This window comes from Streptomyces niger, assembly GCF_000718305.1.
GTDB lineage: Bacteria > Actinomycetota > Actinomycetes > Streptomycetales > Streptomycetaceae > Streptomyces > Streptomyces niger.
Genome location: NZ_JOFQ01000004.1, coordinates 175,912 through 198,792, shown reverse-complemented (window position 1 = coordinate 198,792; position 22,881 = coordinate 175,912). Strand labels below are relative to the sequence as shown.

General features: G+C 71.0%; 14 protein-coding genes. 7 read left to right on the top strand and 7 right to left on the bottom strand.

Annotated elements, in window-relative coordinates; genetic code table 11:
* The first annotated feature begins 123 nt into the window (after positions 1 to 123).
* The 4 genes from IF20_RS09700 (at position 124) to IF20_RS09685 (ending at position 6,104) form a co-directional block, all read left to right on the top strand.
* A complete protein-coding gene (locus IF20_RS09700; RefSeq protein ID WP_052864680.1) occupies positions 124 to 1,104 on the top strand; it encodes an ABC transporter permease in 981 nt (326 codons plus the stop codon).
* Between the two features lie 58 nt (positions 1,105 to 1,162).
* Entirely contained in the window at positions 1,163 to 2,170 is a 1,008-nt protein-coding gene (locus tag IF20_RS09695; protein ID WP_110944028.1) for an ABC transporter permease, read from the top strand.
* Entirely contained in the window at positions 2,167 to 4,281 is a 2,115-nt protein-coding gene (locus IF20_RS09690) for an ABC transporter ATP-binding protein (RefSeq protein WP_052864679.1), read from the top strand. Before IF20_RS09695 ends, IF20_RS09690 begins: the two co-directional genes overlap by 4 nt.
* 131 nt (positions 4,282 to 4,412) lie before the next feature.
* A complete protein-coding gene (locus tag IF20_RS09685) occupies positions 4,413 to 6,104 on the top strand; it encodes an ABC transporter family substrate-binding protein (RefSeq protein WP_110944027.1) in 1,692 nt (563 codons plus the stop codon).
* Positions 6,105 to 6,164: 60 nt separating this feature from the next.
* Here the strand turns inward: IF20_RS09685 and IF20_RS09680 are convergent, their stop codons facing one another.
* The 3 genes from IF20_RS09680 to IF20_RS09670 all read right to left on the bottom strand — a co-directional run bounded on the left by IF20_RS09680 (position 6,165) and on the right by IF20_RS09670 (position 10,340).
* Positions 6,165 to 7,727 (bottom strand): sodium:solute symporter family protein, encoded by a 1,563-nt coding sequence (locus IF20_RS09680; protein ID WP_052864678.1) that lies wholly within the window; start codon positions 7,725 to 7,727, stop codon positions 6,165 to 6,167.
* A 361-nt stretch (positions 7,728 to 8,088) separates the two neighbouring features.
* Positions 8,089 to 8,874: an SDR family oxidoreductase gene (locus tag IF20_RS09675; RefSeq protein WP_052864677.1), complete on the bottom strand. Its 786-nt coding sequence runs from the start codon at positions 8,872 to 8,874 to the stop codon at positions 8,089 to 8,091.
* A gap of 251 nt (positions 8,875 to 9,125) precedes the next feature.
* Positions 9,126 to 10,340: an aminotransferase-like domain-containing protein gene (locus IF20_RS09670; RefSeq protein WP_052864676.1), complete on the bottom strand. Its 1,215-nt coding sequence runs from the start codon at positions 10,338 to 10,340 to the stop codon at positions 9,126 to 9,128.
* Positions 10,341 to 10,583: 243 nt separating this feature from the next.
* Between IF20_RS09670 and IF20_RS09665 the strand changes: the two genes are divergently transcribed.
* A complete protein-coding gene (locus IF20_RS09665; RefSeq protein ID WP_052864675.1) occupies positions 10,584 to 11,423 on the top strand; it encodes a hypothetical protein in 840 nt (279 codons plus the stop codon).
* A 236-nt stretch (positions 11,424 to 11,659) separates the two neighbouring features.
* Here IF20_RS09665 and IF20_RS09660 read toward each other — a convergent pair whose 3' ends face one another.
* From IF20_RS09660 to IF20_RS09650, 3 genes are all read right to left on the bottom strand, one after another.
* Positions 11,660 to 11,869: a DUF397 domain-containing protein gene (locus IF20_RS09660; protein ID WP_052864902.1), complete on the bottom strand. Its 210-nt coding sequence runs from the start codon at positions 11,867 to 11,869 to the stop codon at positions 11,660 to 11,662.
* 332 nt (positions 11,870 to 12,201) lie between these two features.
* Entirely contained in the window at positions 12,202 to 13,068 is an 867-nt protein-coding gene (locus IF20_RS09655) for a helix-turn-helix domain-containing protein (RefSeq protein ID WP_052864674.1), read from the bottom strand.
* Positions 13,069 to 14,115: 1,047 nt separating this feature from the next.
* Positions 14,116 to 14,880, bottom strand: coding sequence for a GOLPH3/VPS74 family protein (locus IF20_RS09650; RefSeq protein ID WP_052864673.1), 765 nt, complete (start codon positions 14,878 to 14,880; stop codon positions 14,116 to 14,118).
* 239 nt (positions 14,881 to 15,119) lie between these two features.
* On the opposite strand from IF20_RS09650, the gene IF20_RS09645 reads away from it, so the two are divergent.
* Entirely contained in the window at positions 15,120 to 18,224 is a 3,105-nt protein-coding gene (locus IF20_RS09645; protein WP_052864672.1) for a D-alanyl-D-alanine carboxypeptidase family protein, read from the top strand.
* Positions 18,225 to 18,567: 343 nt separating this feature from the next.
* The gene (locus IF20_RS39875; RefSeq protein ID WP_052864901.1) at positions 18,568 to 20,244 is read left to right on the top strand and encodes a glycosyltransferase family 39 protein; all 1,677 of its coding nucleotides are present in this window, start codon (positions 18,568 to 18,570) and stop codon (positions 20,242 to 20,244) included.
* Positions 20,245 to 20,384: 140 nt separating this feature from the next.
* Here IF20_RS39875 and recQ read toward each other — a convergent pair whose 3' ends face one another.
* A complete protein-coding gene (gene recQ / locus IF20_RS09635; RefSeq protein ID WP_110944026.1) occupies positions 20,385 to 22,655 on the bottom strand; it encodes a DNA helicase RecQ in 2,271 nt (756 codons plus the stop codon).
* Positions 22,656 to 22,881: the final 226 nt, after the last annotated feature.

Here is a 22,881-nt window from a genome sequence, read left to right as displayed (position 1 = left end):
CTCCAACCTGTCCGCACCCAAGAAGCTGTCCGCACCCGGTACCCGGGACCCGCTCTCCGACCGCACCGCCGCGATTCGAGACCAGCTCTGGCGGCGGCAGGTTCATCAGAGGGGAAGACGTTCATGGGTCGCTACCTGCTGCGCCGACTGGCCAACTACCTGGTCCTGGTGGTCGTCGCCGCGTCGCTCACGTACTTCCTCGCCGGGCTCAGTCTCAATCCACGGCTGAAGTTCGAGGGCCGCAACCCACCGGTGCCCGAAGCCACGATCACCAAGACGCTGGACGACTACAACATGAACCCGGACACCCCCGTGGTGGTCCGGTTCGCCCACTGGGCGGGCGACATCGCCCACGGTGACCTCGGCAGGACCATCGACGGCGACTCCGTCAACGACGACTTCGGCCGTCGCGTCGGCGTCAGCACCCGCCTGCTCCTCCTCGCCACGCTCATCGGCTCGGTGCTCGGCGTCGCGATCGGCGCGCTGGGAGCGATCAAGCAGTACCGGTTCTTCGACCGCTTCTCCACCCTCGCCTCGTTCTTCGTGCTCGCGATGCCGGTCTTCGTCATCGGCGTCGCCCTCAAGATCGGCGCCACCGCCCTGAACGACGGCACCCAGACCATCAAGGTCCTCGGCGAGTACGACTCCCAGTACGCGGGCCAGTGGGGCCTCGACGCGCTGGTCAACCGCGCCCAGCACATGCTGCTGCCGGCCCTCACCCTGATCCTCGTACAGGTCGCCCTCTACAGCCGCTACCAACGCAGCACCATGCTGGACGTGCTCGGCTCCGACTTCCTGCGCACCGCACGCGCCAAGGGCCTCAGAAGGCGCGCAGCGCTCGTGAAGCACGGCCTCCGTACCGCGATCCTCCCTGTGGTGCCGCTGCTGGTCTACAACATCGTGCTGCTCTTCACCGGTGCCACCTTCACCGAGAAGACGTTCGGCTGGCACGGCATGGGCGAGCTGCTGGTCGACTCGATCACCAAGCAGGACGTCAACTCCGTCGCCGCGGTCGGCCTGTTCACCGCGGTCCTGGTGCTGATCGCGGGCCTGCTCTCCGACCTGCTGTACGCGGCCCTCGATCCGCGCGTACGGGTGCGCTGATGCGCCCGCCTGCGTACGGACCGACCGCAACCCCCACCGCTTCCCTGGAGAACGCGCGATGAGCGTCCAGCAACCACCCGTGGCCGACCCGGCCCCCGCACCCGTCCCCGTGCCCGTGGAAACCGACAAGGGCACCCCGCGCCGCACCGGACGGCTGCGGCTGACCGTCCGCCGCTTCGCCCGCAACCGCCTCGCGCTCTTCGGCCTCGCGGTGCTGGTCCTGCTGTTCCTCGCCGCATACGTGGGGCCGCTGCTGACCAAGTGGGACTACAAGACGCACGACTTCCTCAACTTCATGTCGGGCCCGACCGCCGACCACTGGTGGGGCACCACCCAAGGCGGCATCGACCTCTTCGCGCTCACCATGCGTGGCCTGCAGAAGTCCCTGGTCATCGGCCTGCTGGTGGGCGTGATCTCCACCTTCCTCTCGGCCACCGTGGGAGCCTTCTCCGCGTACTTCGGCGGCTGGGTGGACCGGGTCCTGATGTGGATCGTGGACCTGCTGCTGGTCATGCCGGCGTTCCTGATCGTGGCTGTCATGTCCCCGCTGTTCCGCGGCTCCAGCTGGCTGGTGTTCGTCGCCCTGCTCGCCGCGTTCAGCTGGATGATCACCGGACGGGTCGTCCGCAGCATGACCTTCACCCTCAAGGACCGGGAGTTCGTGAAGGCCGCCAAGTACATGGGCGTACCGGCCCCGGTCATCATCTTCCGGCACATCCTGCCCAACATGGCCTCGATGCTGATCATCGACGCGGTCATCCAGGCCGGCGCCGCGGTCATCGGCGAGAGCGGCCTGTCCTACTTCGGCTTCGGCGTCCAGCCGCCCGACGTCTCCCTGGGCACGGTCATCGCCGACAACACCAACATGGCCGCGACCTACCCCTGGCTGTTCTTCTTCCCGGCCGGCTGCCTGGTCCTGATCGGCGTGTCCATCGCCTTCATCGGTGACGGGCTGCGCGACGCGCTGGACCCGAACGCCGCGCACGCCAAGGCCCGCGCGCCGCGCAAGAAGGCGCGTACGGCCCGTACCTCCCGTAAGGACCTCAAGGAAGGCGCCGCCTCGTGACCGAGCAGCAGCGCGAGGCGGCCCGGCCCGTACTCGAAGTCAGCGACCTGCACGTCTCCTTCCCCAGCGAAGCGGGCACGGTGCACGCCGTACGCGGCGTGAACTACGCCGTGCACGCCGGGGAAGTGCTCGGCATCGTCGGCGAGTCCGGCTCCGGCAAGTCCGTCTCCTCCATGGCCGTCCTCGGACTGCTGCCGGACAGCGCCGACATCAAGGGCTCCGTACGCCTCGACGGCCAAGAACTGCTGGGCCGCGGCGACGCCGAGATGTCGAAGATCCGCGGCAAGGGCATCGGCATGGTCTTCCAGGACCCGCTCTCCGCCCTCACCCCCGTCTACAGCGTCGGCAACCAGATCGTCGAGGCGCTCCGCGTCCACCAGGACCTGGACAAGAAGGCCGCACACGAGCGGGCCGTCGAACTCCTCGACCTGGTCGGCATCCCCGACCCGCGACGCCGCGCCGACGCCTTCCCGCACGAGTTCTCCGGCGGCATGCGGCAGCGCGCGATGATCGCCATGGCCATCGCCAACGACCCGCAGGTGATCATCGCCGACGAGCCGACCACCGCCCTGGACGTCACCATCCAGGCGCAGGTCCTGGACGTCCTGAAGAAGGCCCAGGAGGTCACCGGCGCCGCGATCGTGATGATCACGCACGACCTCGGCGTCATCGCCGGCTTCGCCGACCGGGTACAGGTGATGTACGCGGGCCGGCCGGTCGAGTCCGGCCCCGTCGACGAGGTGTACTACCGGCCCCGCATGCCGTACACGATCGGCCTGCTGGGCTCGATCCCGCGCCTGGACGAGGCGTCCCCCTCGCAGGACGGTCCGCGGGAGGCCCTCGTCCCCATCGACGGCAACCCGCCCTCCCTCTCCGCCCTGCCGCCCGGCTGCCCCTTCGAGCCCCGCTGCCCCATCGCCGTGGACCGCTGCCGCGAGGCCGAGCCCGAGCTGCTGACCGCCGAGGGCGCCGACCACCCCTCGGCCTGCCACCGCGCCCACGAAGTCGGTACGGACGAACTGCCGCGGAGCCAGGTCTTCCCCGTCCCCGAACTCCCCGCCCCCACCGAGACCGAGCGGCTGCCCCGCGACCAGCGACCCACCGTCCTGGAGCTGACCGGCCTGGTCAAGCACTTCCCGCTCACCAAGGGCGCCGTCATCAAGCGCACCGTCGGCACCGTGCGCGCCGTGGACGGCATCAGCCTGGACGTCCGCGAGGGCGAGACGTTGGGCCTGGTCGGGGAGTCCGGCTGCGGCAAGACCACCACCCTGCTGGAGATCCTGGACCTGCCCAGCGGACAGGCCGGTACGGTCACCGTCTTCGGCAAGGACATCCGGGGCCTGAGCCGCGCCGACCGCAAGGCGCTCCGCCGCGACATGCAGATCGTCTTCCAGGACCCGATGGCCGCGCTGGACGCCCGGATGCCGGTCGGCGACATCCTCGCCGAACCGCTGAAGACGCACGGCTGGGACAAGGCGCGAATCGCGGCACGCATCCCCGAGCTGCTGGACATGGTCGGCCTCGAAGCCGAGCACGCCGACCGCTACCCGCAGGAGTTCTCCGGCGGTCAGCGCCAGCGCATCTCCATCGCGCGCGCCCTGGCCCTGGAGCCGAAGCTGGTCATCCTCGACGAACCGGTCTCCGCGCTGGACGTCTCCATCCAGGCCGGCGTGCTCAACCTCCTCGACGAACTGAAGACCCGGATGGGCCTGAGCTACCTCTTCGTCGCCCACGACCTGTCCGTCGTACGCCACATCGCCGACCGCATCGCGGTGATGTACCTGGGCCGGATCGTGGAATCCGGCGCCGCCGACGAGGTCTTCGCCGCGCCCTCCCACCCGTACACCCAGGCCCTGCTGTCCGCGGTGCCGCTGCCGGACCCGAGGAAGGAGCGGGAGCGCACCCGCATCCTCCTCAGCGGCGACCTGCCGAGCCCCGCGGACGTGCCGTCCGGCTGCCGGTTCCGCGGCCGCTGCCCGAAGTACGCCACGCTGGCCGCCGATGACCAGGCCCGCTGCCGGGACCAGGACCCGGAGCCGGCCGGCGTCGGAGCCGCGGCCACGGACCACGCCGCCGCCTGCCACTTCGCGGCCGGCATCGAGGTCGTCTGAGCATCGAGGTCGTCCGGGCATCGGGGTCCTCCGGGCATCGAGGTCGTCCGAGGCCGGAACCCGCACCGCTCGCCACCCGTTCCATCCGTACGTACGCATCCGCGTACCGCCCAGAAAGTGGGGGACCCCACGTGAAGCACACCCGCGTCCCGCTCGCCCTGATCGCCACCGTCGCGGCCTCCTCGCTCGCGCTGACCGCGTGCGGCGGAGGCGACGACGCCGACAGCAAGCCGAAGTCGGCGCCCAAGGCCACCGCGCTCGACATCAACCAGCAGGACCCGGCGAAGCTCAAGCAGGGCGGGACGCTGAACTGGGCGGTGGATCAGTTCTCCACGCAGTGGAACTCGCTGGAGATCGATGGTCAGCAGGCCAGTACGGGCGACGTGGTGGAGTCCGTCATGCCTTCTCTGTGGCACTCGTCCGCCTCGGGTAAGCAGGTTCCCAACAAGGCGTTCCTGCTGGATGCCAAGAGCGAGACCAAGGGCGGCAAGCAGGTCGTCACCTTCCACCTGAACCCCAAGGCGAAGTGGTCCGACGGCACTCCGATCACCTACAAGGACCTCAAGGCCAACGTCGAGGCCATGAGCGGCAAGGACAAGGCGTACAAGATCGCCTCGTCGGCCGGCTACGAGGAGGTCTCCTCGGTCGAGAAGGGCAAGGACGACTACGAGGCGATCCTGACCTTCGACACGCCCTTCGCCGACTGGCAGTCCCTGTTCAGCGCGCCGAACAACACCCCGCTGTATCCGGCGAAGTACGTCTCGGACCCGGAGAAGTTCAACACGGCGTACATCAACAAGATGCCGGTCACCGCCAACGCCTTCAAGGTCGGTTCGATCGACAAGACCGCTCAGACCATCACTGTGGTCGCCGACCTCAAGTGGTGGGGGGACAAGCCGAAGCTCGACAAGATCGTCTTCCATGCGATGGAAAACGGGTCGATGCCGGCGGCCTTCGCCAACGGAGAGATCGACTACTTCAATGTCGGCGGTGACCCCTCCGCCTACAAGCAGGCCGCCGCGGTCAAGAGCGGTGAGATCCGCGAGGCGGGTGGCCCCAACTACCGGGTGTTCGCCTTCAACGGCAAGAGCGAGAAGCTCAAGGACCCACGCGTGCGGCAGGCCCTCTTCATGGCGACGGACCGCAAGACGCTCGCCGAGTCCAACCTCAAGGGCCTGAACTGGCCCGCCAAGACGATGGACAACCACCTCTTGGTCCCCAACCAGAAGGGTTACCAGGACAACTCGGCTGACCTGGGCAAGTACGATCCCAAGGGCGCGGCGAAGCTGTTGGACGAGGCGGGTTGGAAGCTGCACGGGAAGGTTCGGGAGAAGGACGGGAAGAAGCTCTCGCTGCGCTTCGTGATCCCCTCCGGCGTCCCGGGCGCGAAGAACGAGGGCACGATCCTGACCCAGCTGTACGGCCAGATCGGCGTCAAGCTGGATGTCCAGACCGTCGCGACGAACGAGTTCTTCGACAAGTACATCACTCCGGGCGACTTCGACGTCTCCCCCTACAGCATGATGGGCACCCCGTTCGCGGCCACCGGCGCGAGCAACATCTACCTGAGCAACGGCGGCAACAACGACGCCAGGGTCGGCAGCAAGAAGCTGGACGACCTCATGAAGAAGGCCGGCCACACGATTGACCCCACCGAGTCGCTGAAGGTCGTCAACCAGGCCGACGCCGAGGCCTGGAAGATCGCCGGCATGCTGCCGATCTACCAGCGGCCCGACATCATCGCCCTCAAGAAGAGCCTGGCCAACCTGGGTGCGCAGGGCATGAGTGACATCACCTACGAGCACATCGGATACATGAAGTAGCCGCTAGGTACGCCGGGCCGGCCGGGCTTCGTGCCCGGCCGGCCCGCTGTTCACCGGTCGTCACACCCCCTTAGGGGCGTCCTCCGCTGCCGTGCCCTGCGGGGGTACGGGAAGCGCGGCCGAGCCCTCGCCGTCCGCGTCCCCGTCCCCGTCGGAGTTGATTCGGGCCAGCAGTGCATCCCGCTCCGGGGTGGCTTCCGGCTTCACCAGTCCGATCAGTGCGAACAGCACGAGCGAGACGGCGACCGGGGAGACGATCTGGATCTGCAGCGAGACGTCGGCGATGCCGTAGTTCGTCAGCCAGAAGGCGAACAGGCCGGCGGCCCAGGACGTCAGCGCCGCCACCGGCCCGGACCGGCGGAAGACCGGCAACATGCCGAGCAGGAACGGGATCGAGATCGGCCCGACCAGGCCGGCCACCCACTTGATCACGACCGAGATGATGCCGGCGAAGGCGGGCGAGTCGACCTGCGTGGCGATCGCCATCGACAGGCCGAGGAAGGACAGGGTCGACAGTCGAGCGGCCACCAGGCCCGCCCGGTGGGTCCAGGCCCGGGCCTTCGCCGAGACTGCCGGCGCGATGTCCCGGGTGAACACCGCCGCGATGGCGTTGGCGTCCGAGGAGCACATCGCCATCGTGTGCGAGAAGAAGCCCACGATGACCAGCCCCAGCAGCCCGTGCGGCAGCAGGTGCTCGGTGAGCAGCGCGTACGAGTCCGACGCGTCCGGCTTCTGGGCCTTGACCAGCAGCGGCGCGACCCACATCGGGAAGAACAGCACCGCCGGCCAGACGAACCACAGCGCGGCCGACAGCAGGGCGGAGCGCCGCGCCTCACGGGCGCTGCCGGTGGCCATGTAGCGCTGCGCCTGGTTCCACATGCCGCCGCTGTACTCGAAGGTCTTGATGAACAGGTACGCGAGCAGGAAGGTCAGCGTGTACGGGCCCACGGTCGGCTGGGTGTGGGTGTCGGGCAGGTCGTCCCAGACGGTCCACAGGGCGCTGACGCCGCCGAGTTCGGCCAGCACGGTCACCAGCATGGCCACGCCCGCCAGCAGCTGGATGACGAACTGGCCCAGTTCGGTGAGCGCGTCCGCCCACAGCCCGCCTACCGTGCAGTAGACGGCCGTGACGGCGCCGGTGATCAGGATGCCCTGGTTGAGCGACACCCCGGTGAACACGGACAGCAGGGTCGCGATAGCGGCCCACTTCGCGCCCACGTCCACGATCTTCAGCAGCACGCCGGACCAGGCGAGCGCCTGCTGGGTGGGCAGGTTGTAGCGGGACTTGAGGTATTCGAGCGGCGAGGCGACGTGCAGCCGGGACCGCAGCCGGTTGAGCCGGCCGGCGAACAGCCTGGCCCCGATGGCGATGCCGATCGCGATGGGGAAGGACCAGGTGACGTACGAGGTGATGCCGTACTGGTAGGCGATGCCCGCGTACCCGGTGAACATCACGGCGCTGTACCCGGACATGTGGTGCGAGATGCCGGACAACCACCACGGCATCCGGCCGCCCGCGGTGAAGAAGTCGCTCACGTCGTCGACGCGTTTGTGCGACCACATGCCGATGCCGACCATGACGCCGAAGTATCCGATGAGCACAGCCCAGTCGAGACCGTTCATGCCCCCTCCAAGGGGTCCGCCTTGTGAACGTGCAAGAGCGCAACAGCACTTCGCCTCGGCGGCGCCCCCGAGCGGGATTAGGGGCTTCGGGGATTGAACCGTCGGTACGGGCCCTGGTCAAGAGGGTTTGTAGGTCATGGATGTGAACGGAGGTCAGCTAACCGAACGATTTTGCCGTCTCTTGACCTCACGCCTCGTTGTCGTGCCCACGGCGTCGACCGCACCATGAGCGGACACTTCGCCAGGCTCCGCGCATGCGGCGGCACCCCACGGGAGCGGGATCCCGTGCGGTGCGGAGAGGAGGCAGTTCGTACGGAGCGCCCTTGGGGCGCCCGGCCGGTCCGGCGCGCCCCGATGCGCGTCATCGCATCAGCTCACCCGCGTTCACCAGTAGCGACTGGCCGGTGATGGCCCGTGCCCGGTCGGACGCGAGGAAGACCGCTGCCTCGGCCACATCGCCGTCCGTGGCCAGCTCCGGCAGCGCCATGCGCGCCGCGAGCCGGTCCCGCACTGCCGCCTCCGGCACGCCCTCGGCCGTCGCGGTCATCCGTACGTACGCCTCGACCGGCGGGCCCCACATCCAGCCTGGCTGCACGGTGTTCACCCGTATCCGGTCCGGACCCAGCTCCCGCGCCAGCGAGTACATCGCGGAGACCAACGCGCCCTTGGACGCCGCGTACGCCGCCTGCCGCACCTGTGAAGGCGCGGCGATCGAGGACTGGGTGCCGATCAGCACGACCGAGCCGCCGCCGCGCGCCCGCATCGAGGGCAGGCAGGCCCGCGTCATGCGCAGCGTTCCGAACAGGTTGACGTCCACCACTCGCTGCCATTCGTCGAAGTCCGCGTCCTCCAGGCCGCCGAAGTGACCGTCCAGCGCGGCCACGTGGATCACCGCGTCCACCCCGCCGAACCGTTCCTCCGCGAGTCCGGCCAGCGCCGCGCACCGGGCCTCGTCCCCGATGTCGGTCACCCGCCAGGCCGTGTGGTCGCCCGAGGGGTCGATGCGTTCGGCGCACGCCGCGAGCCGCTCCTCCGTGCGAGCGCCCAGGACGACGGAGGCGCCGTCCCGCACGCAGGCCTCCGCGACCCGAGACCCCAGCCCCGGCCCCACGCCCGACACGACGACGGTCTTGCCCTGCAGGAGCATGAGAACCTCCTCCGGTCCTGACCTGACGGTGCGTCAGCGTAGGCCGGAGGGGGCCACTGCGGAAGGGGCTGTGCGCTGCGCGTGCCTGGTGACGCCGAGATCCGCTCCGGTGCCACCCCGCGCGGGCGCCTCCCCAACAGCACGCGGCACGCAGTGCGCAACACATGGCACGTGGCGCGTGGCACGCAGCGCATGACACGCAACACGTAGCACCCACCGCGGCAGGGCCTCCCGGTGCTACCGGGCAGGTCTCAGCGCAGTGCCGCGCCCAGTCGGCGCAGCCCCTCCCGGATCTCCTCGGGTGAGTGCGTCACGAAGGACAGCCGCATGGCCCCCGCGTCGGCCAGCCCGGCGAAGAACGGCGCCCCCGGCACGTACGCCACGTCGTGCTCGACCACCGACGGCAGCAGCTGCGTCGCGTCGTACCCGGCCGGCAGCTGCGCCCACACGAACATCCCGCCCGCCGGCCGGTTCCAGCGCGACCCCGCCGGCAGCGCGTCCCCCAGCCCCGCGAGCAGCGCGTCCCGCCGCTCGCGGTAGGCGGCGGTCACCCGTTCCAGGTGCCCGGCCAGGTCCGCGTGCGCCAGGTAGTACGCCGTCGCCGCCTGGTCGACCGTCGAGGTGTGCAGGTCGGCCGCCTGCTTGGCGATCACGCAGGCGCGGCGCAGCGCGGCCGGCGCACGCAGCCAGCCCAGCCGCAGGCCGGGCGCCAGGACCTTGGAGAACGACCCCAGCAGCGCCGTGCGGTCCTCGGCCCCCGGGAAGGTCGCCACCCACGGCACCGGCTCGCCCTCGAAGCGCAGCTCCCCGTACGGATCGTCCTCCACGATCCACAGGCCGCGGCGCGCGGCGACCGCGCCGATCGCGGCCCGGCGCTCGACAGGCAGCGTGCGCCCGGTCGGGTTCTGGAACGTCGGCACGGTGTAGAGCAGCTTCGGCCGCTCCCGCGCCACGATCTCGTCCAGCGCCTGCGGGTCCAGTCCGTCGTCATCGCACGGCACGGGCACGACCCGGGCGCCGGCGAAGGAGAAGATCTGCAGCGCCGCGAGGTAGCAAGGGTCCTCCACGAGCACCGTGTCGCCCGGCTCCAGCAGCGCGGTCGACAGCAGCGTGAGGCCCTGCTGCGAACCGGTGGTGACCAGCACGTCGTCGGCGTCCGTCGGCAGGCCGCGCCCGGTGGCCCGCTCGGCGACGATCCCGCGCAGCGCCGGGTCGCCCTCGGTGGTCGAGTACTGCAGCACCTGCTGTGGCCGGTCGGCCAGCACCCGCCCGAAGGCGTCGGCCATGCCGGCCGCGTCGAACAGCTCCGGTGCGGGCAGCCCGCCGGCGAACGAGATCACCTCGGGCCGGGCGGTCAGCGCCAGGATCTCCCGTACGGGCGAGGCCCCCGTCCGCGACGCCCGCCCGGCGAGCCCGGGAACGGGGGCCGCGGTGGCGACGGTGGGTGCGGTGGCGGTTTCCGGCATGACGGCTGACTCCAATCACTCGCCCGCGCCAACGCCGTTAACAAGCGTTAGCTGCAGAGGGCATGGAGCTTATGCGGGCATCCGTCCGGCGTGCACGGCTTTCCATATCCTGGGCATTCGACGCCGCGCGGCTCCATGCCGGCAGCGCCGCGCGGCTGTGTGTCGACGGTGCCGCGCAGCTCCGCGCCGGTGACGCCGGCCGCGTATCTCGCTAACTGACGCCGCGTCAGCTACACCTGTCTCATGACCGAAGACACCAGGAGCGGAACGTACGGAGAGCTGGCCGCAGTCGGGCCGTACGGCGTGCGTCCGGGGCACGCGTTGATCACCATGGTCGAGCCGCACCCGGGCGAGGAGTACGCCTACAACCGCTGGTACGAGGACGACCACTTCATCGCCGGCGCGATGGCCATGCCGTGGATCTTCGCGGGACGCCGCTGGGTCGCCACCCGCGATCTGCAGCTCCTGCGCTACCCGGACCCGTCGGCAGTGGCCGGCCCCGTCACGGCCGGCTGCTACCTGACCACGTACTGGATCACCGAGGGCCGCTACGACGACCACATGCGCTGGACGGTGGCCATCAACCGCCGCCTCAACCGCGACGGCCGGGTCCACCAGGCCCGCACCCATGTCTTCACGGCCTTCCAGGACCATGAGGCGACCGTGTACCGGGACGGTGACGCCGGGCCGCGCGACTATCACGCCCTGGACCACCCGTACGCCGGGCTGGTCCTCCAGGTGGTCGACGCGGCGGGTCCGGAACAACGGGCCGAACTGTTGGAGTGGTTGCGTACGCGGCAGCTGCCGGCCCGGCTCGCGGGTTCACGGGCGGCACTCGTCACGGTCTTCCGGCCGACGCCGCTGCCGGCCGACCGGATGGCGTACGTGAAGCAAGTGGCCGGCGTGGACACCCGACTGACGCTGCTGTGGTTCCTGGAGGCGGACCCGCGCGACTGCTGGGCGGACACCTTCGAAGGGCTGGACGCCGAAGTGGCGGCGTCCGGACTGGGGAGGGTGGAGCTGGTCGCGCCCTTCATCCCGACCGTACCGGGCACGGACCGCTACGTGGATCAGCTGCGCTGATGGGCCGAGCCCCCTCGGCCGGGACGGCGATCCAGTCGAGAGGGCTCGTTGCGGTGGTGCGGTGTGGTGCGGTGAAGCGATGAAATTGTGTGTGGTGCTGTGTTGCGTGGTGCAGTGGTGCATGGTGCTGTGATGCAGTTATTGAGTTGTGGATTTGCGGAATTGTTCGGGTTGGTGCTGAGGGGCAGTACGCGTGTGTGGCACGCGCACCTCTGAAGGGTGGGACGCCGACCCGCTCAGGCCAGGTCGTACGTACCGGCGCCGACCTCCGCCACGAACGTGCTCCAGGCGGCGTTGTCGAACGTCAGACGGGGGCCGTCGGGGTCCTTGGAGTCGCGCACCGCGATGGCCTCGGTGGCCGGCACGGCGATCTCGACACAGGCTCCGTTGCCACCGGAGTACGAGGACTTCTTCCAGGAAAATGCGGAATTCGGCTGGATGACCATGTTCACTCCGACTCACTCTGGGTTGCCGCGACTTGGCGCGGATTCGGTATGCATGACGCTACGCGCCAACATCACCGATGCCAGAGGGGTGTCACCCATCCGTATGGCATATTCCTTGATCTCTTTTCAAGAAAAGTGGGCCGGGTGTACCTTGCCCCACTCCCGCACCGGAGCCGGTCGCCCGCCCTTCCGACGAGCTCTTTCCTGCCGGCGATGCCCCCAGTGACGCCCGGCGATGCCCCCTGCGCCGCCCCTGCGACGCCCCGGCGAAGTCCCTGCGACGCGCCTGCGGCACCCTGGTCAGGGGCGCCCGGTGACGGCTCGCCCGCTCCTCAACCCCTGCTGTCGGCGTGCTGCTTGGCGGCCTCGGCGATGAACTCCCGGCTCTGGTCGGCGTTGAGCGCCTGGGCCCGCAGGTGCTCGTACATGATCGTGTACTTGTGCACGTCGTTGGTCTTCTCCAGGTACAGGTCACTCGTGACGCCCTCGATGTAGACCACGCTGGAGTCGGCCGCGTCGTCGAACTCCAGGATCGAGAACGTGCCGGACATCCCGGCGTGCGCCCCGGTGTCGTACGGCAGCACCTGCACCGTCACATGGGGCAGCTTGCTGATCTCCACGAGGTGTTCCAGCTGCTCGCGCATGATGAGGTGGCTGCCGACGACGCGGCGCAGCGCGCTCTCGTCCAGCACGACCCACAGCCGCAGCGGGGTGTGCGGATCGCTGACCCGCTCCTGGCGCCGCATGCGCACCTGGATGCGCTTCTCCAGCTGGTCCGGTGCCAGTTCGGGGACGGTGCCGGGGATCACGGCCTCCGCGTAACCGGGCGTCTGCAGCAGGCCGGGCACGAGCAGCGACTCGTACACGCGTAGCGACGCCGCCTCCGTCTCCAGGCCGATGTAGACGCTGTACGGAATGTCGCCGAAGGCGTGCCACCAACCCTGCTGCCGGGAGTCCTTCGCCATCTGCATCAGCGAATCGACGATGCGGTGGTCCTCGACTTCGTACACGCCGCAGAGATCGCGGACGTCGCGCTGACTGATGCTGCGACGGCCGTTCTCCAACCTGCTGATCTTCGATTGCGAGACCAGCAGCCGCTCCGCGACCTCCTCCGCGGTCATGCCCTTGAGCTCCCGGAGCCTGCGCAGCTCCTGGCCCAACCGGCGACGCCTGACGGTCGGATTCACATTGGACGCCACGGGACGTGCACCTCCGGCTCCGGACTGCTGTTTTTTCCTGTTCAGCAGATTGCCACCACTGGTCGGCGCCGCGCTGGGAAATGGCCGGACAAGGTAGGTGCGGGTACGAGAGCCGCTACGGGATGCGGCGGGCCGGGCCCCGGCACTGGGACGTACAAGCGGTTACCGGGAGCGCGTACGGACGTCACGGCGCCCGGTGGAGCGGTACGCGGGCCTGTACGCGGCGTGCGGCCCTTCTGCGGGGCGTGCGGTGCAGCCAGGGGCGTGCGGCCCTTCTACGCGGGCGTGCGAGGCAACCAGGGGCGTGCGGACCGGACAGGGCGTGCGGGCCTGTTGGCGAGTGCCGGTGCCGGCTGCGGGGTGTGCGGCCGCTCTTCGGGGCCATGCGGTCCCTCGGGGCCGGCCTGGGCCGCATGGCCCGCTCGCCGTACGGTCCGGCTTCCCCGGAACGCGCACGCGGGGTGGTGGGCCTGCCGCCGTCCGAACGGTAGGCCCACCACCCCGCGCTTTCTGCGGCTCCCGAACGGGACCTGGGGACGGTGCGGTTGGTACTGCGATATGGGTGCTGCGATGCGGGCGCTGCGGTAGGTGCTGCGGTGTGGCGCCCGGTACTGCGTCGCCGGCCGTTCCGCCGCCGGCCGTTCCGCGGCCGCGATGCTCCGCGTCGGCGGTGGCTCGTCACCGGTCACTGCGTTGCCGATGTGCCGATGTGCCGATGGTGTCGGTGCTGGCGAGGGTGGTGCGTAGCTACTGCCACGGACGGGATTCCCGCTCGGGCGGTCGTCGCGCGCTGCTGCCGCGCGATCACCGCTCGTGCAGGTGCCGCCCTGGGGACGACGGCGTCCTGCTGCTGTCCGGTCTGCTGTTGTGCGGCCTGCGGCGTGCGCGTGAACTCGTCCGGCCGACCCTTCCGTCCGGAGCCCGTCTTCCGAGTCCTGCGCTGCCGAGTCCTGCCCGTCCGGCCCTGCTCGTCCTGGAACTGCCCGACCGTCTGGAACTGCCCGACCGTCCTGGAGCGGTCTGTCCGTCCTGGTCCTGCTCGTCCTGCTAACGGGCGCCGACGCGGGCCATGCTGCCCCGCCGCGGCTGTGCCGGAACGCCAGGCGTTCCGTCCGTCGCCCGGGCCGCCGGCTGCCGGCCGGCTCCGGGTCCCGGCGGTCCCGCTGCCGGTGCGCGCCTCGGCTGCGCCGCGACGCCGTTCTGCACGTCCATGACGGCGTGCGCGACCAGCCCGCCCATGGGGTCGTGCCGGATGAGGTCCCGGAGGCGGGAGCGCGAGGAGCGCCCTTCGTTCCCGGGGTACAGGTGCTTGCCGAGGCCGACCGCATGGGCCAGCGCGGCGAGCGCCGCGGTCCGCGGGTCCGGGGGTACGCCGGTGCGGATCGCGTTGTCCAGCCGGGCCCTGATTTCCCGGCTGATGGCCGTGTCCGTCGCCTGGTAGCGAGTCGTCGGCAGCACCCCGCACATCTGACCCGCCACGGCATGCACCATGCCGCACCGCTCCAGATGCGTGAGGTAGGTCTGGCGCAGCCCCAGCCGGGGCCCGCCGATCCAGTGGACCGCGCGCACCGGGCTGCCGCGACGTCGCAGCAACTCGAGTGCCGAGTCCAGTGTCGGATCTCCAGTCGGCCGTGGCAGCACCACGGCGATACGATCCCCGTCAGGGGCTATCCGTCCCGCCAGAGCCAGCTCCACTAGCTGGGCCCCGGCCAGACCGAGGTCGAGCGACTGCGGCTGCGCTGTGGTTCCCGTGGCCGGGTCCAAAGCGAGCAGCAGAAGCTCCTCCGGAATTGTTCTGCGGCTCCTGCCCATCCATGCCTCCCCGCGTGGATGAATGACAGGGTGACCCCTCTCACATTCATCTGTCGAGAGTGCGTGGGTGTTTCGGTAGGGAACCGGTAGGTATGTCGTTCTCGTCTACTGCGTGGGTGACAGCCTCCGAGACCAGGACGCGGGCCCGGGACCGCGCGGCAGCGCAGCCGCGCTTCTCGCACACAGGACACTTGGCAACACTGGGCACAGCAGCAGCGCGACATACGAAGGAGACACCGGTGGCGGGCGAGTCCCCCGACAGGTCGGAGCAGAAGCAGTCGTCGGGGGAGACGGCGGGGAGCGAACGCGATCCGCGGCTCGCGGTCTTCCGCGATGCACCGACGGATACGGAGACGTCCGCGGAGCCGGATTCGGTTGCAGCGGACACGGAGCGGGGCGGCGCGGAGCCGGCCGCCCCGGAGACGAGCACCCCGAAGACGGACACCGCGAAGCCGGCCGCCTCGGAGCCGGCCGCGTCGAAGACGGCCGCCCCGAAGGCGGACGATGCGGCGTCGGACGATGCGGCCTCGGACGATGCGGCGCCGGACGGCAAGAAGGCCGGCGGCGGGAAGGCTGCCGGCGGGAAGGCCGGCGGCGGGAAGGCCGGGGACGCGAAGGCCGGGGACGCGAAGGCCGGCGGTAAGAAGGTTGGCAGTGCGAAGCGGGACGCGGACGTGACCGGTTCTGGGGAGCCGGACGCGGAGAACGCCGCTGAGGGGAAGTCGGACGCGGAGAAGTCGGCCCCGGAGGAGGCGGACGCCGAGCAGGGCGCGCCCGAGAAGGGCGATGACCGGCTCAAGGCGGCGGTGGCCGCTTGGGTGGCGGGCAAGGGCGCCCCGGAGGGCGCCGCGGGCGCGGAGGAGGCGGAGACGCGCGACGGCGCCTCCGGTGACGCCTCTGACGGCTCCTCCGGTGCCGCGAAGGCCCCTGCGGGCGACGCCGCCGAGGGGGGCGACGACGCCGGGCCTGGGCTGCCCGTACGGGAGCCGGGTGCCAAGGGCAAGCAGGGCGCCGGGCAGGTGGATCAGCCGACGGCGGTTTTCGGCACGCTGGCTCCGAAGTCGACCTCCGGGTCGACCCCGGTCGACGAGGCGACCCGAGTGTTTGCTGCCGTGAATCCGAAGGGTGCGAAGAAGGGCACGAAGAAGGACACCGACGCGGGTGCCGAGGCCGGCGCCGACGCCACGAAGGGCCCCGAGGGCTCCAAGGGCCCCGAGGCTTCCGAGGGCGCTGCGGATAACGCGGACAGCGCCAAGCGCGCCAAGGGCGGCAAGGGCGCGAAGGACGCGAAGGACGCCACGAAGGAAGCCGAGGCCCGTAAGGCGACAGCCGCGGCCATCCCGAAGCGCTCCGAGGCCGCCAAGAAGGCCGCGGCCGGCACCCCGGACGCGGACAAGGACGCGGCCGAGGGTGCCAAGAAGGCCGAGGCCGAGGCCGAGGGCAAGAAGGCCGACGCCGAGCTCGACAGCAAGCCCACCCCCTCTCCCGAAAAGTCCACCGCCTCTCCCGAGAAGACGGCCGACGACAAGAAGGCGGCCGAAGCCGACAAGAAGCCGACCACTGCCAAGGGGGGCGAGGACGGCAAGGACGGCGAGGACGGCCAGGCCGACAAGGGCACCAAGCAGGGTGCCAAGCAGGACGGTAAGCAGGACGCCAAGAAGGCCCTCGAGCGGGACTCGGAGCGGACCAGCCAGTTCGTCGCGCTGAAGTCGGCGGACGAGCGGCCGGCCAAGCCGCCGAAACCCGTGGGCAAGCCGGCCGGGGAGCCCCTCGGCAAGCCCGGCACCGCCGCGGGCACCGGCAAGGACGCGGCGGACGCCGCCAAGGCGCCGAGCGACACCACCAAGGCCCCGGCGGACGCCGCCAAGACCCCGAGCGACGCCCCCAAGACCGCTGCGGACGCCGCCAAGGCGGCCCCGGGCGACCCGGCCGCGACCGCCGCGCTCCCGGCCGCCGTACCGCCGGCCGGCCCCCAGCCGACGGCTGCCGAGTCGTCGACCGCTGCCCCCGGGGCGGGGCCGGGCGCGCTGCCCGAGTCCGAGCGTACGAAGCAGCAGCCGCTGCCCCCGCTCGACCTTCTGGCGCAGCTCACCAACACCCCGCCGCCGCCCGAGACTCCGATCCGCACGATCGTGCGCCGGTTCAAGATCTGGACCCCGCTGGCCCTGCTGCTCCTGCTGGTCTTCGTGATCGTGCAGGCCGTGCGCCCGCTCCCGGATCCGGGCCTCACCCTGACCTCGGACGCCACGTACTCCTTCGACGGCAGCAAGCCGTCGATGCCCTGGCCGTCCGAGGGCCAGGCGTACGTCGACGTCTCCGGGCTCGGCCCGATCGGTTCGTACGGCGAGCAGAAGCCGGTGCCGATCGGCAGCGTCGCGAAGACGATGACCGCGTACATCATCATGCGCGACCACCCGCTGAAGCCCGGCAAGCCGGGGAAGAAGATCCGGATCGACAAGCAGGCCGAGGAGGACGGCAAGAAGGGCGCCGGGCACGGTGACGAGTCGGTGCTCGACACGGTCAAGGAAGGCGACACGATCTCGCAGAAGGACGCACTGTCCGCTGTCATGATCCCGTCCGCGAACAACATCGCCCGCCTGCTGGCCCGTTGGGACGCCGGTTCCCAGGAGGCGTTCGTCAAGAAGATGAACGCCACCGCCAAGGAGCTGGGCATGAAGAACACCACCTACACCGACCCCAGCGGTCTGATCGAGACCACCGTCAGCACCGCCGAGGACCAGGTGAAGCTGGGCAAGAAGGCGATGGAGATGCCGGCGCTCGTCGACATCACCAAGCTGCCCTCGTGGACGGACCCGTCCGGCAAGCAGTGGCGCAACTACAACACCCTGCCGCCGTACAACAACGCGATCGGCCTCAAGACCGGCTCCACCTCGAAGGCGGGCGGCAACCTGCTCTTCGCCGGTCTGCAGCGGGTCGGCGGCACCACGCAGCTGATCGTCGGCGCGGTGCTCGGCCAGCACCGAACGCCGATCATCGACACCGCCAACGCCGTCAGCAAGGACCTGCTCACCACGACGCAGGGCGCGCTGGAGGACCGTACGGTCCTGAAGAAGGGCGACGTCGTCGGCGTGGTCGACGACGGGCTCGGCGGTACCACGCCGGTCGTGCTGACCAAGGACGTCAAGGCGGTCGGCTGGAGCGGCCTGACGGTGAAGCTCGGACTGTCGGGCAACGGCAAGACCATCCCGCACGAGGCGAAGGCGGGCACGAAGGTCGGCGTCCTGACGGCGGGCAGCGGGCCCGGCCAGGTGAAGGTACCCGTGGAACTCCAGAAGGACCTGGCAGAACCGTCGTTCGGCGCCAAGCTCACCCGCGTGAGCTGACGGGTCGGAACCGGCCGGGAGGGGCCGCTCGCACCAGGTGCGGGCGGCCCCTCCCGCGTTCGGGTACGTTCGCGGAACAGGCGATTCGTCCCGGTACGGCGGCCGGTAATGTGAAGCGGCGCCACCGGGCCCGACGGTTGTCCCAGCGCTGGCCCGGACGCGAGTCCCGGTAACCCGTTCCCCGCCCCCTCAGTCCCCGTCCCCCATTCCCCATTCCCCGTTCCTCACCCCCGTCCCCTCCCGTCCCCCCGCTCCCCGTGCTCAGGAGTCCGTCATCGGTACCGCGTTGAACGTCCGACCGGCTGCGGACCTCCCGCGTGCCGGAGTGGCGCCCTGGGTGCGGATCGTGGCGGCTCCGTGCGCGTTGGCGCTCGTGCTGGGGCTGTGGGGCATCCGCCGCGGCGGCAGCATCTGGCGCGACGAGGTCGTCACGTACGACATGGCCCACCGCAGCCTCCCCGACCTGTGGCACACGCTGCAGCACGTCGATGCCGTACACGGCCTCTACTACCTCTTCATGCACGGCCTGTTCGCCGTGGTCGGCGGCGGCGTGACGACCCTGCGGCTGCCGTCCGCGCTGGCGATGACGGCGGCGGCGGCCGGGGTTGCGCTCCTGGGGACGCGGGTGGCCGGGCGGCGCGCGGGGATCGCGGCGGGCCTGATCTTCCCGCTCCTGCCACCGGTCCAGGAGTACGCGCAGGAGGGCCGGTCGTACGCGCTCGTCTGCGCGCTGGTCACGTGGTCCACGTACCTCCTCGTCCGCGCGCTCGACGCGAGCGCTGCGCTGGAGGCCGGGCCGGCATCCCCGCCGGGGCCCGAGGCGGGGCCTGTGGCGAAGTCCGCTGTGGGGCCCGAGGTGGGGTCTGCGGCGAAGTTCGCCGTGGGATCCGAGGTGGGGTCTGCGGCGGTCTCGTGGTTGGGGTTGTTCCGCGTGCCCGGGGCCGCGCGGCGCCGGTGGGCGGGGTACGCGCTGGTGACGCTGGTCGCCTGCCTGCTGCACGAGTTCGCGGTGCTGGTGCTGACGGCACACGCCGTGACGGTCGTACTGGCGGGCGTACCGAGCGCCGTGCGCGGCGCGGTCCGCCGTACCTGGCTCGTCGCCGCCGTCGTGGTGGTCGTCGGGCTCGCACCGCAGGCCCTGTTCAGCGCGGGGCAGTCGGCCCAGCTCAGCTGGATCCTGTGGCCCGACCCCGTGCAGCTGGCGACCTTCGCGCTGCTGGCCGTCGTGGGTGTGCTCTGTGCCCGCGTACCGGCACGGGCCCGGGTACCGGTACCGGCCCGCCTACCGACACCGGCCCGCGAAGCGGTGTCGGTCCGCGTACCGGTACCGCCCCAGGACCCGGTGGGGATGCGGCCGCTAGCCCTCCCGCTGCTGATCGCCCCGCAGGTCACCCTGATGCTGCTCTCGCAGCTCAAGCCGGTGTACGTCGACCGCTACGTCCTCTACTACGTCGTCGGCTTCGCCCTCCTGGCGGGCGCCGCCCTGGACCGGGTGTTCCGGCCGCTGACGGGCGACGGCCCGGGCGACCCTCGGGCGGTACGCGTGCGCCGGCGGACGGCATGGGCGCTGGCGGCCGTACTGGTCGGACTGCTGCCCCTGTCCGTCCACCTGCGCGGCCCGGAGAGCCGCAAGGACGACGCCACCGCCGTCGTCCAGGCCGTGCGGGACCTGGCGGAGCCCGGCGACGGGCTGCTCTTCACGCCGGCCAGGCGGCGGGTGTGGACGCTGTCCGAGCCGGAGCAGTTCCGCGGCCTGACCGACCTGGCACTGTCCCGGTCCCCGGCGTCCTCCGGCACGCTGTACGGCACGGAGGTGTCCGCCGACCGCATCGAAGCCCGGATGTACGCTGCTGAGCGCATCGTGGTGCTCGGCGACCCCCATGGCGAACCGGAGGACGAGACCTCTCGGGAGGCTGCCAAGCGCACGGTCCTCCGCGACTCCTTCGAGCGCTGCGCCGTCCGGGACGTCACCGGCGCCCGCGTCTCCGTCTATGCCCGCCCGGGCCACTGCAACGACTGACGCTCACGCCCGCCCCCCGGAAGCTCAGCGCAATCCCCGGAGCCGACGCGATGCTCCGAAGCAGCTCAGCGCGTTACCGCGGAGCCCAGCGCCACCCGGCGCAAGGCGGCCCCTCCTGGCGCCGTCCCTACGCGAGCGGCTCACCCATAGGCGCCCTCCCGGTCCTCCTCCGCCGGCGGCTCCTCCATGTCCCAGTCCCAGTCGGCGTCGGGCTCCGGAGCGGCGGGCCGACCGGCGGCGCCCGTGGCAGCCCTGCCGGAGGCGGCTGCCCCCGAGCCGCTGCCCGGCCGTCCACCGTCCGTCCGTCCACCGTCCGTCCGTCCACTGTTCGTCCGGCTACCGCTCGCCTGGCTACCGCCCGCCTGGGTACCGCCCGTCCGGTTACCGACCGCCCGGCCGTTGCCGGCGGGTCCCTCGGCGCTGGCCGTCTCGGCGCTCGCCCTTCCGGTGCTCGCCCCCTTGGTGCTCGCCCCCTCGGTGCTCGCCTCCGCGGCGCTCGGCCCGTCGGCCAGTACCTCCAGGATGGCCTCGCCGTACTTGGCGAGCTTGTTCTCGCCGACGCCGTTGACCGCGCCCAGCTCGGCGATGCCGGCCGGCCGGGCGGTGGCGATCTCGCGCAGTGTGGCGTCGTGGAAGATCACGTACGCCGGGACGCCCTGTTCCTTCGCGGTCTGCCCGCGCCAGGCCCGCAGCGCCTCGAAGACCGGCATCGCCTCCGCCGGCAGGTCCACCGGCGCGCGCTTGCCCTTCGCGGCCTTCGCCCTGGCCGCGCGCGCGGGCTTCTCCGGCTCCCGCCGCATGAGGACCTGGCGCCCGCCGCGCAGCACCTCGCCGCTCGCCTCGGTCAGCACCAGCGTGCCGTAGTCGCCCTCGACCGCCAGCAGTCGCTGCGCCAGCAACTGCCGTACGACGCCCCGCCAGTCCGCCTCCCGCAGGTCCGCGCCGATCCCGAACACGCTCAGCGCGTCGTGGTCGAACTGAATGACCTTGGCGGTCTTCCGGCCCATCAGGATGTCGACGATCTGCCCCGTGCCGAACTTCTGCCCGCGCTCGCGCTGCAACCGGACGACCGTGGAGAGCAGCTTCTGGGCCGGCACCGTGCCGTCCCACGACTGCGGCGGCGCCAGGCAGGTGTCGCAGTTGCCGCACGGCGTGCTCTCCTGGCCGAAGTAGGCGAGCAGCCGTACCCGCCGGCACTCCACCGTCTCGCACAGCGCGAGCATCGCGTCGAGGTGCGCGGCCAACCTACGCCGGTGCGCCTCGTCGCCCTCCGAGCCGTCGATCATCTTCCGCTGCTGGACGACGTCCTGCAGCCCGTACGCCAGCCAGGCGGTGGACGGCAGGCCGTCCCGCCCGGCGCGGCCGGTCTCCTGGTAGTACCCCTCCACCGACTTGGGCAGGTCCAGGTGTGCCACGAAACGCACGTCCGGCTTGTCGATGCCCATGCCGAACGCGATGGTGGCGACGACCACGAGGCCGTCCTCGCGGAGGAAGCGCGACTGGTGGCGCGCGCGGACCTGCGCGTCCAGCCCGGCGTGGTACGGCACCGCGTCGATGCCGTTCTGCACCAGGAACTGGGCGGTCTTCTCCACCGAGGCGCGGGAGAGGCAGTACACGATGCCGGCGTCCCCGGCGTGCTCCGTGCGCAACAGCTCCAGCAGCTGCCTCTTCGGTTCACTCTTGGCCGCGATGCGGTACTGGATGTTGGGCCGGTCGAAGCTGGCCACGAAGTGCCGCGCCTGCTCCATGTGCAGCCGCGAGGTGATCTCGGTGTGGGTGGCCTCGGTGGCCGTGGCGGTGAGCGCGATCCGCGGCACCTCGGGCCAGCGCTCGTGCAGCATCGACAGCGCGAGGTAGTCGGGGCGGAAGTCGTGGCCCCACTGGGCGACGCAGTGCGCCTCGTCGATGGCGAAGAGGGAGATCTTGCCGCGGTCCAGCAGGCCGAGGGTCTGCTCCACGCGCAGCCGCTCCGGCGCGAGGTAGAGGAGGTCCAGCTCGCCGGCGAGGAACTCCGCCTCCACCAGGCGGCGCTCCTCCAGGTCCTGGGTGGAATTGAGGAAGCCCGCGCGGACGCCGACCGCCCGCAGCGCGTCGACCTGGTCCTGCATCAGCGCGATCAGGGGGGAGACGACGACGCCCGTGCCGGGGCGCACGAGCGAGGGGATCTGGTAGCAGAGCGACTTGCCGCCGCCGGTCGGCATGAGCACGACGGCGTCGCCGCCGCCGATGACGTGCTCGACGATCTCCTGCTGGCTGCCGCGGAACGCGTCGTAGCCGAAGACCCGGTGCAGGACCTCCTGCGCCTCACCGCCCGGTGCCCCGCCGGTCCGCGCATGCTCGCCTGTGCTCGGGCCGGCGCCTGCGCCTACGCCGCCCGGAGCCTCGTCCAGCCCACCGTCCACGTCGTTCATGTCTGGCAGCTTACGAGCCATGGCCACCTCGCCGCTGAGCCTGTGGATAACTACCGCCGACCCAGCCGGGTGTTGGCCAAGGCCTCGTGAGCGAGGTCATAACCGGACCCCGTCGGGGCTCGCCGCGGAGCCGTGGTGCGCGAGCGTCCGGTCACGGAGAGCTTTCGTACGGCTCGCACGCGATACCGTCCCCGTCACGGTCGTCGTGACGGTCCCGCCGCCCTTC

Coding starts and splice junctions, on each gene's coding strand:
- IF20_RS09700 (WP_052864680.1), top strand. CDS start 124: ATGGGTCGCTACCTGCTGCGCCGACTGGCCAACTACCTGGTCCTGGTG.
- IF20_RS09695 (WP_110944028.1), top strand. CDS start 1,163: ATGAGCGTCCAGCAACCACCCGTGGCCGACCCGGCCCCCGCACCCGTC.
- IF20_RS09680 (WP_052864678.1), bottom strand. CDS start 7,727: ATGAACGGTCTCGACTGGGCTGTGCTCATCGGATACTTCGGCGTCATG.
- IF20_RS09675 (WP_052864677.1), bottom strand. CDS start 8,874: ATGCTCCTGCAGGGCAAGACCGTCGTCGTGTCGGGCGTGGGGCCGGGG.
- IF20_RS09670 (WP_052864676.1), bottom strand. CDS start 10,340: ATGCCGGAAACCGCCACCGCACCCACCGTCGCCACCGCGGCCCCCGTT.
- IF20_RS09665 (WP_052864675.1), top strand. CDS start 10,584: ATGACCGAAGACACCAGGAGCGGAACGTACGGAGAGCTGGCCGCAGTC.
- IF20_RS09660 (WP_052864902.1), bottom strand. CDS start 11,869: ATGGTCATCCAGCCGAATTCCGCATTTTCCTGGAAGAAGTCCTCGTAC.
- IF20_RS09650 (WP_052864673.1), bottom strand. CDS start 14,880: ATGGGCAGGAGCCGCAGAACAATTCCGGAGGAGCTTCTGCTGCTCGCT.
- recQ (WP_110944026.1), bottom strand. CDS start 22,655: ATGAACGACGTGGACGGTGGGCTGGACGAGGCTCCGGGCGGCGTAGGC.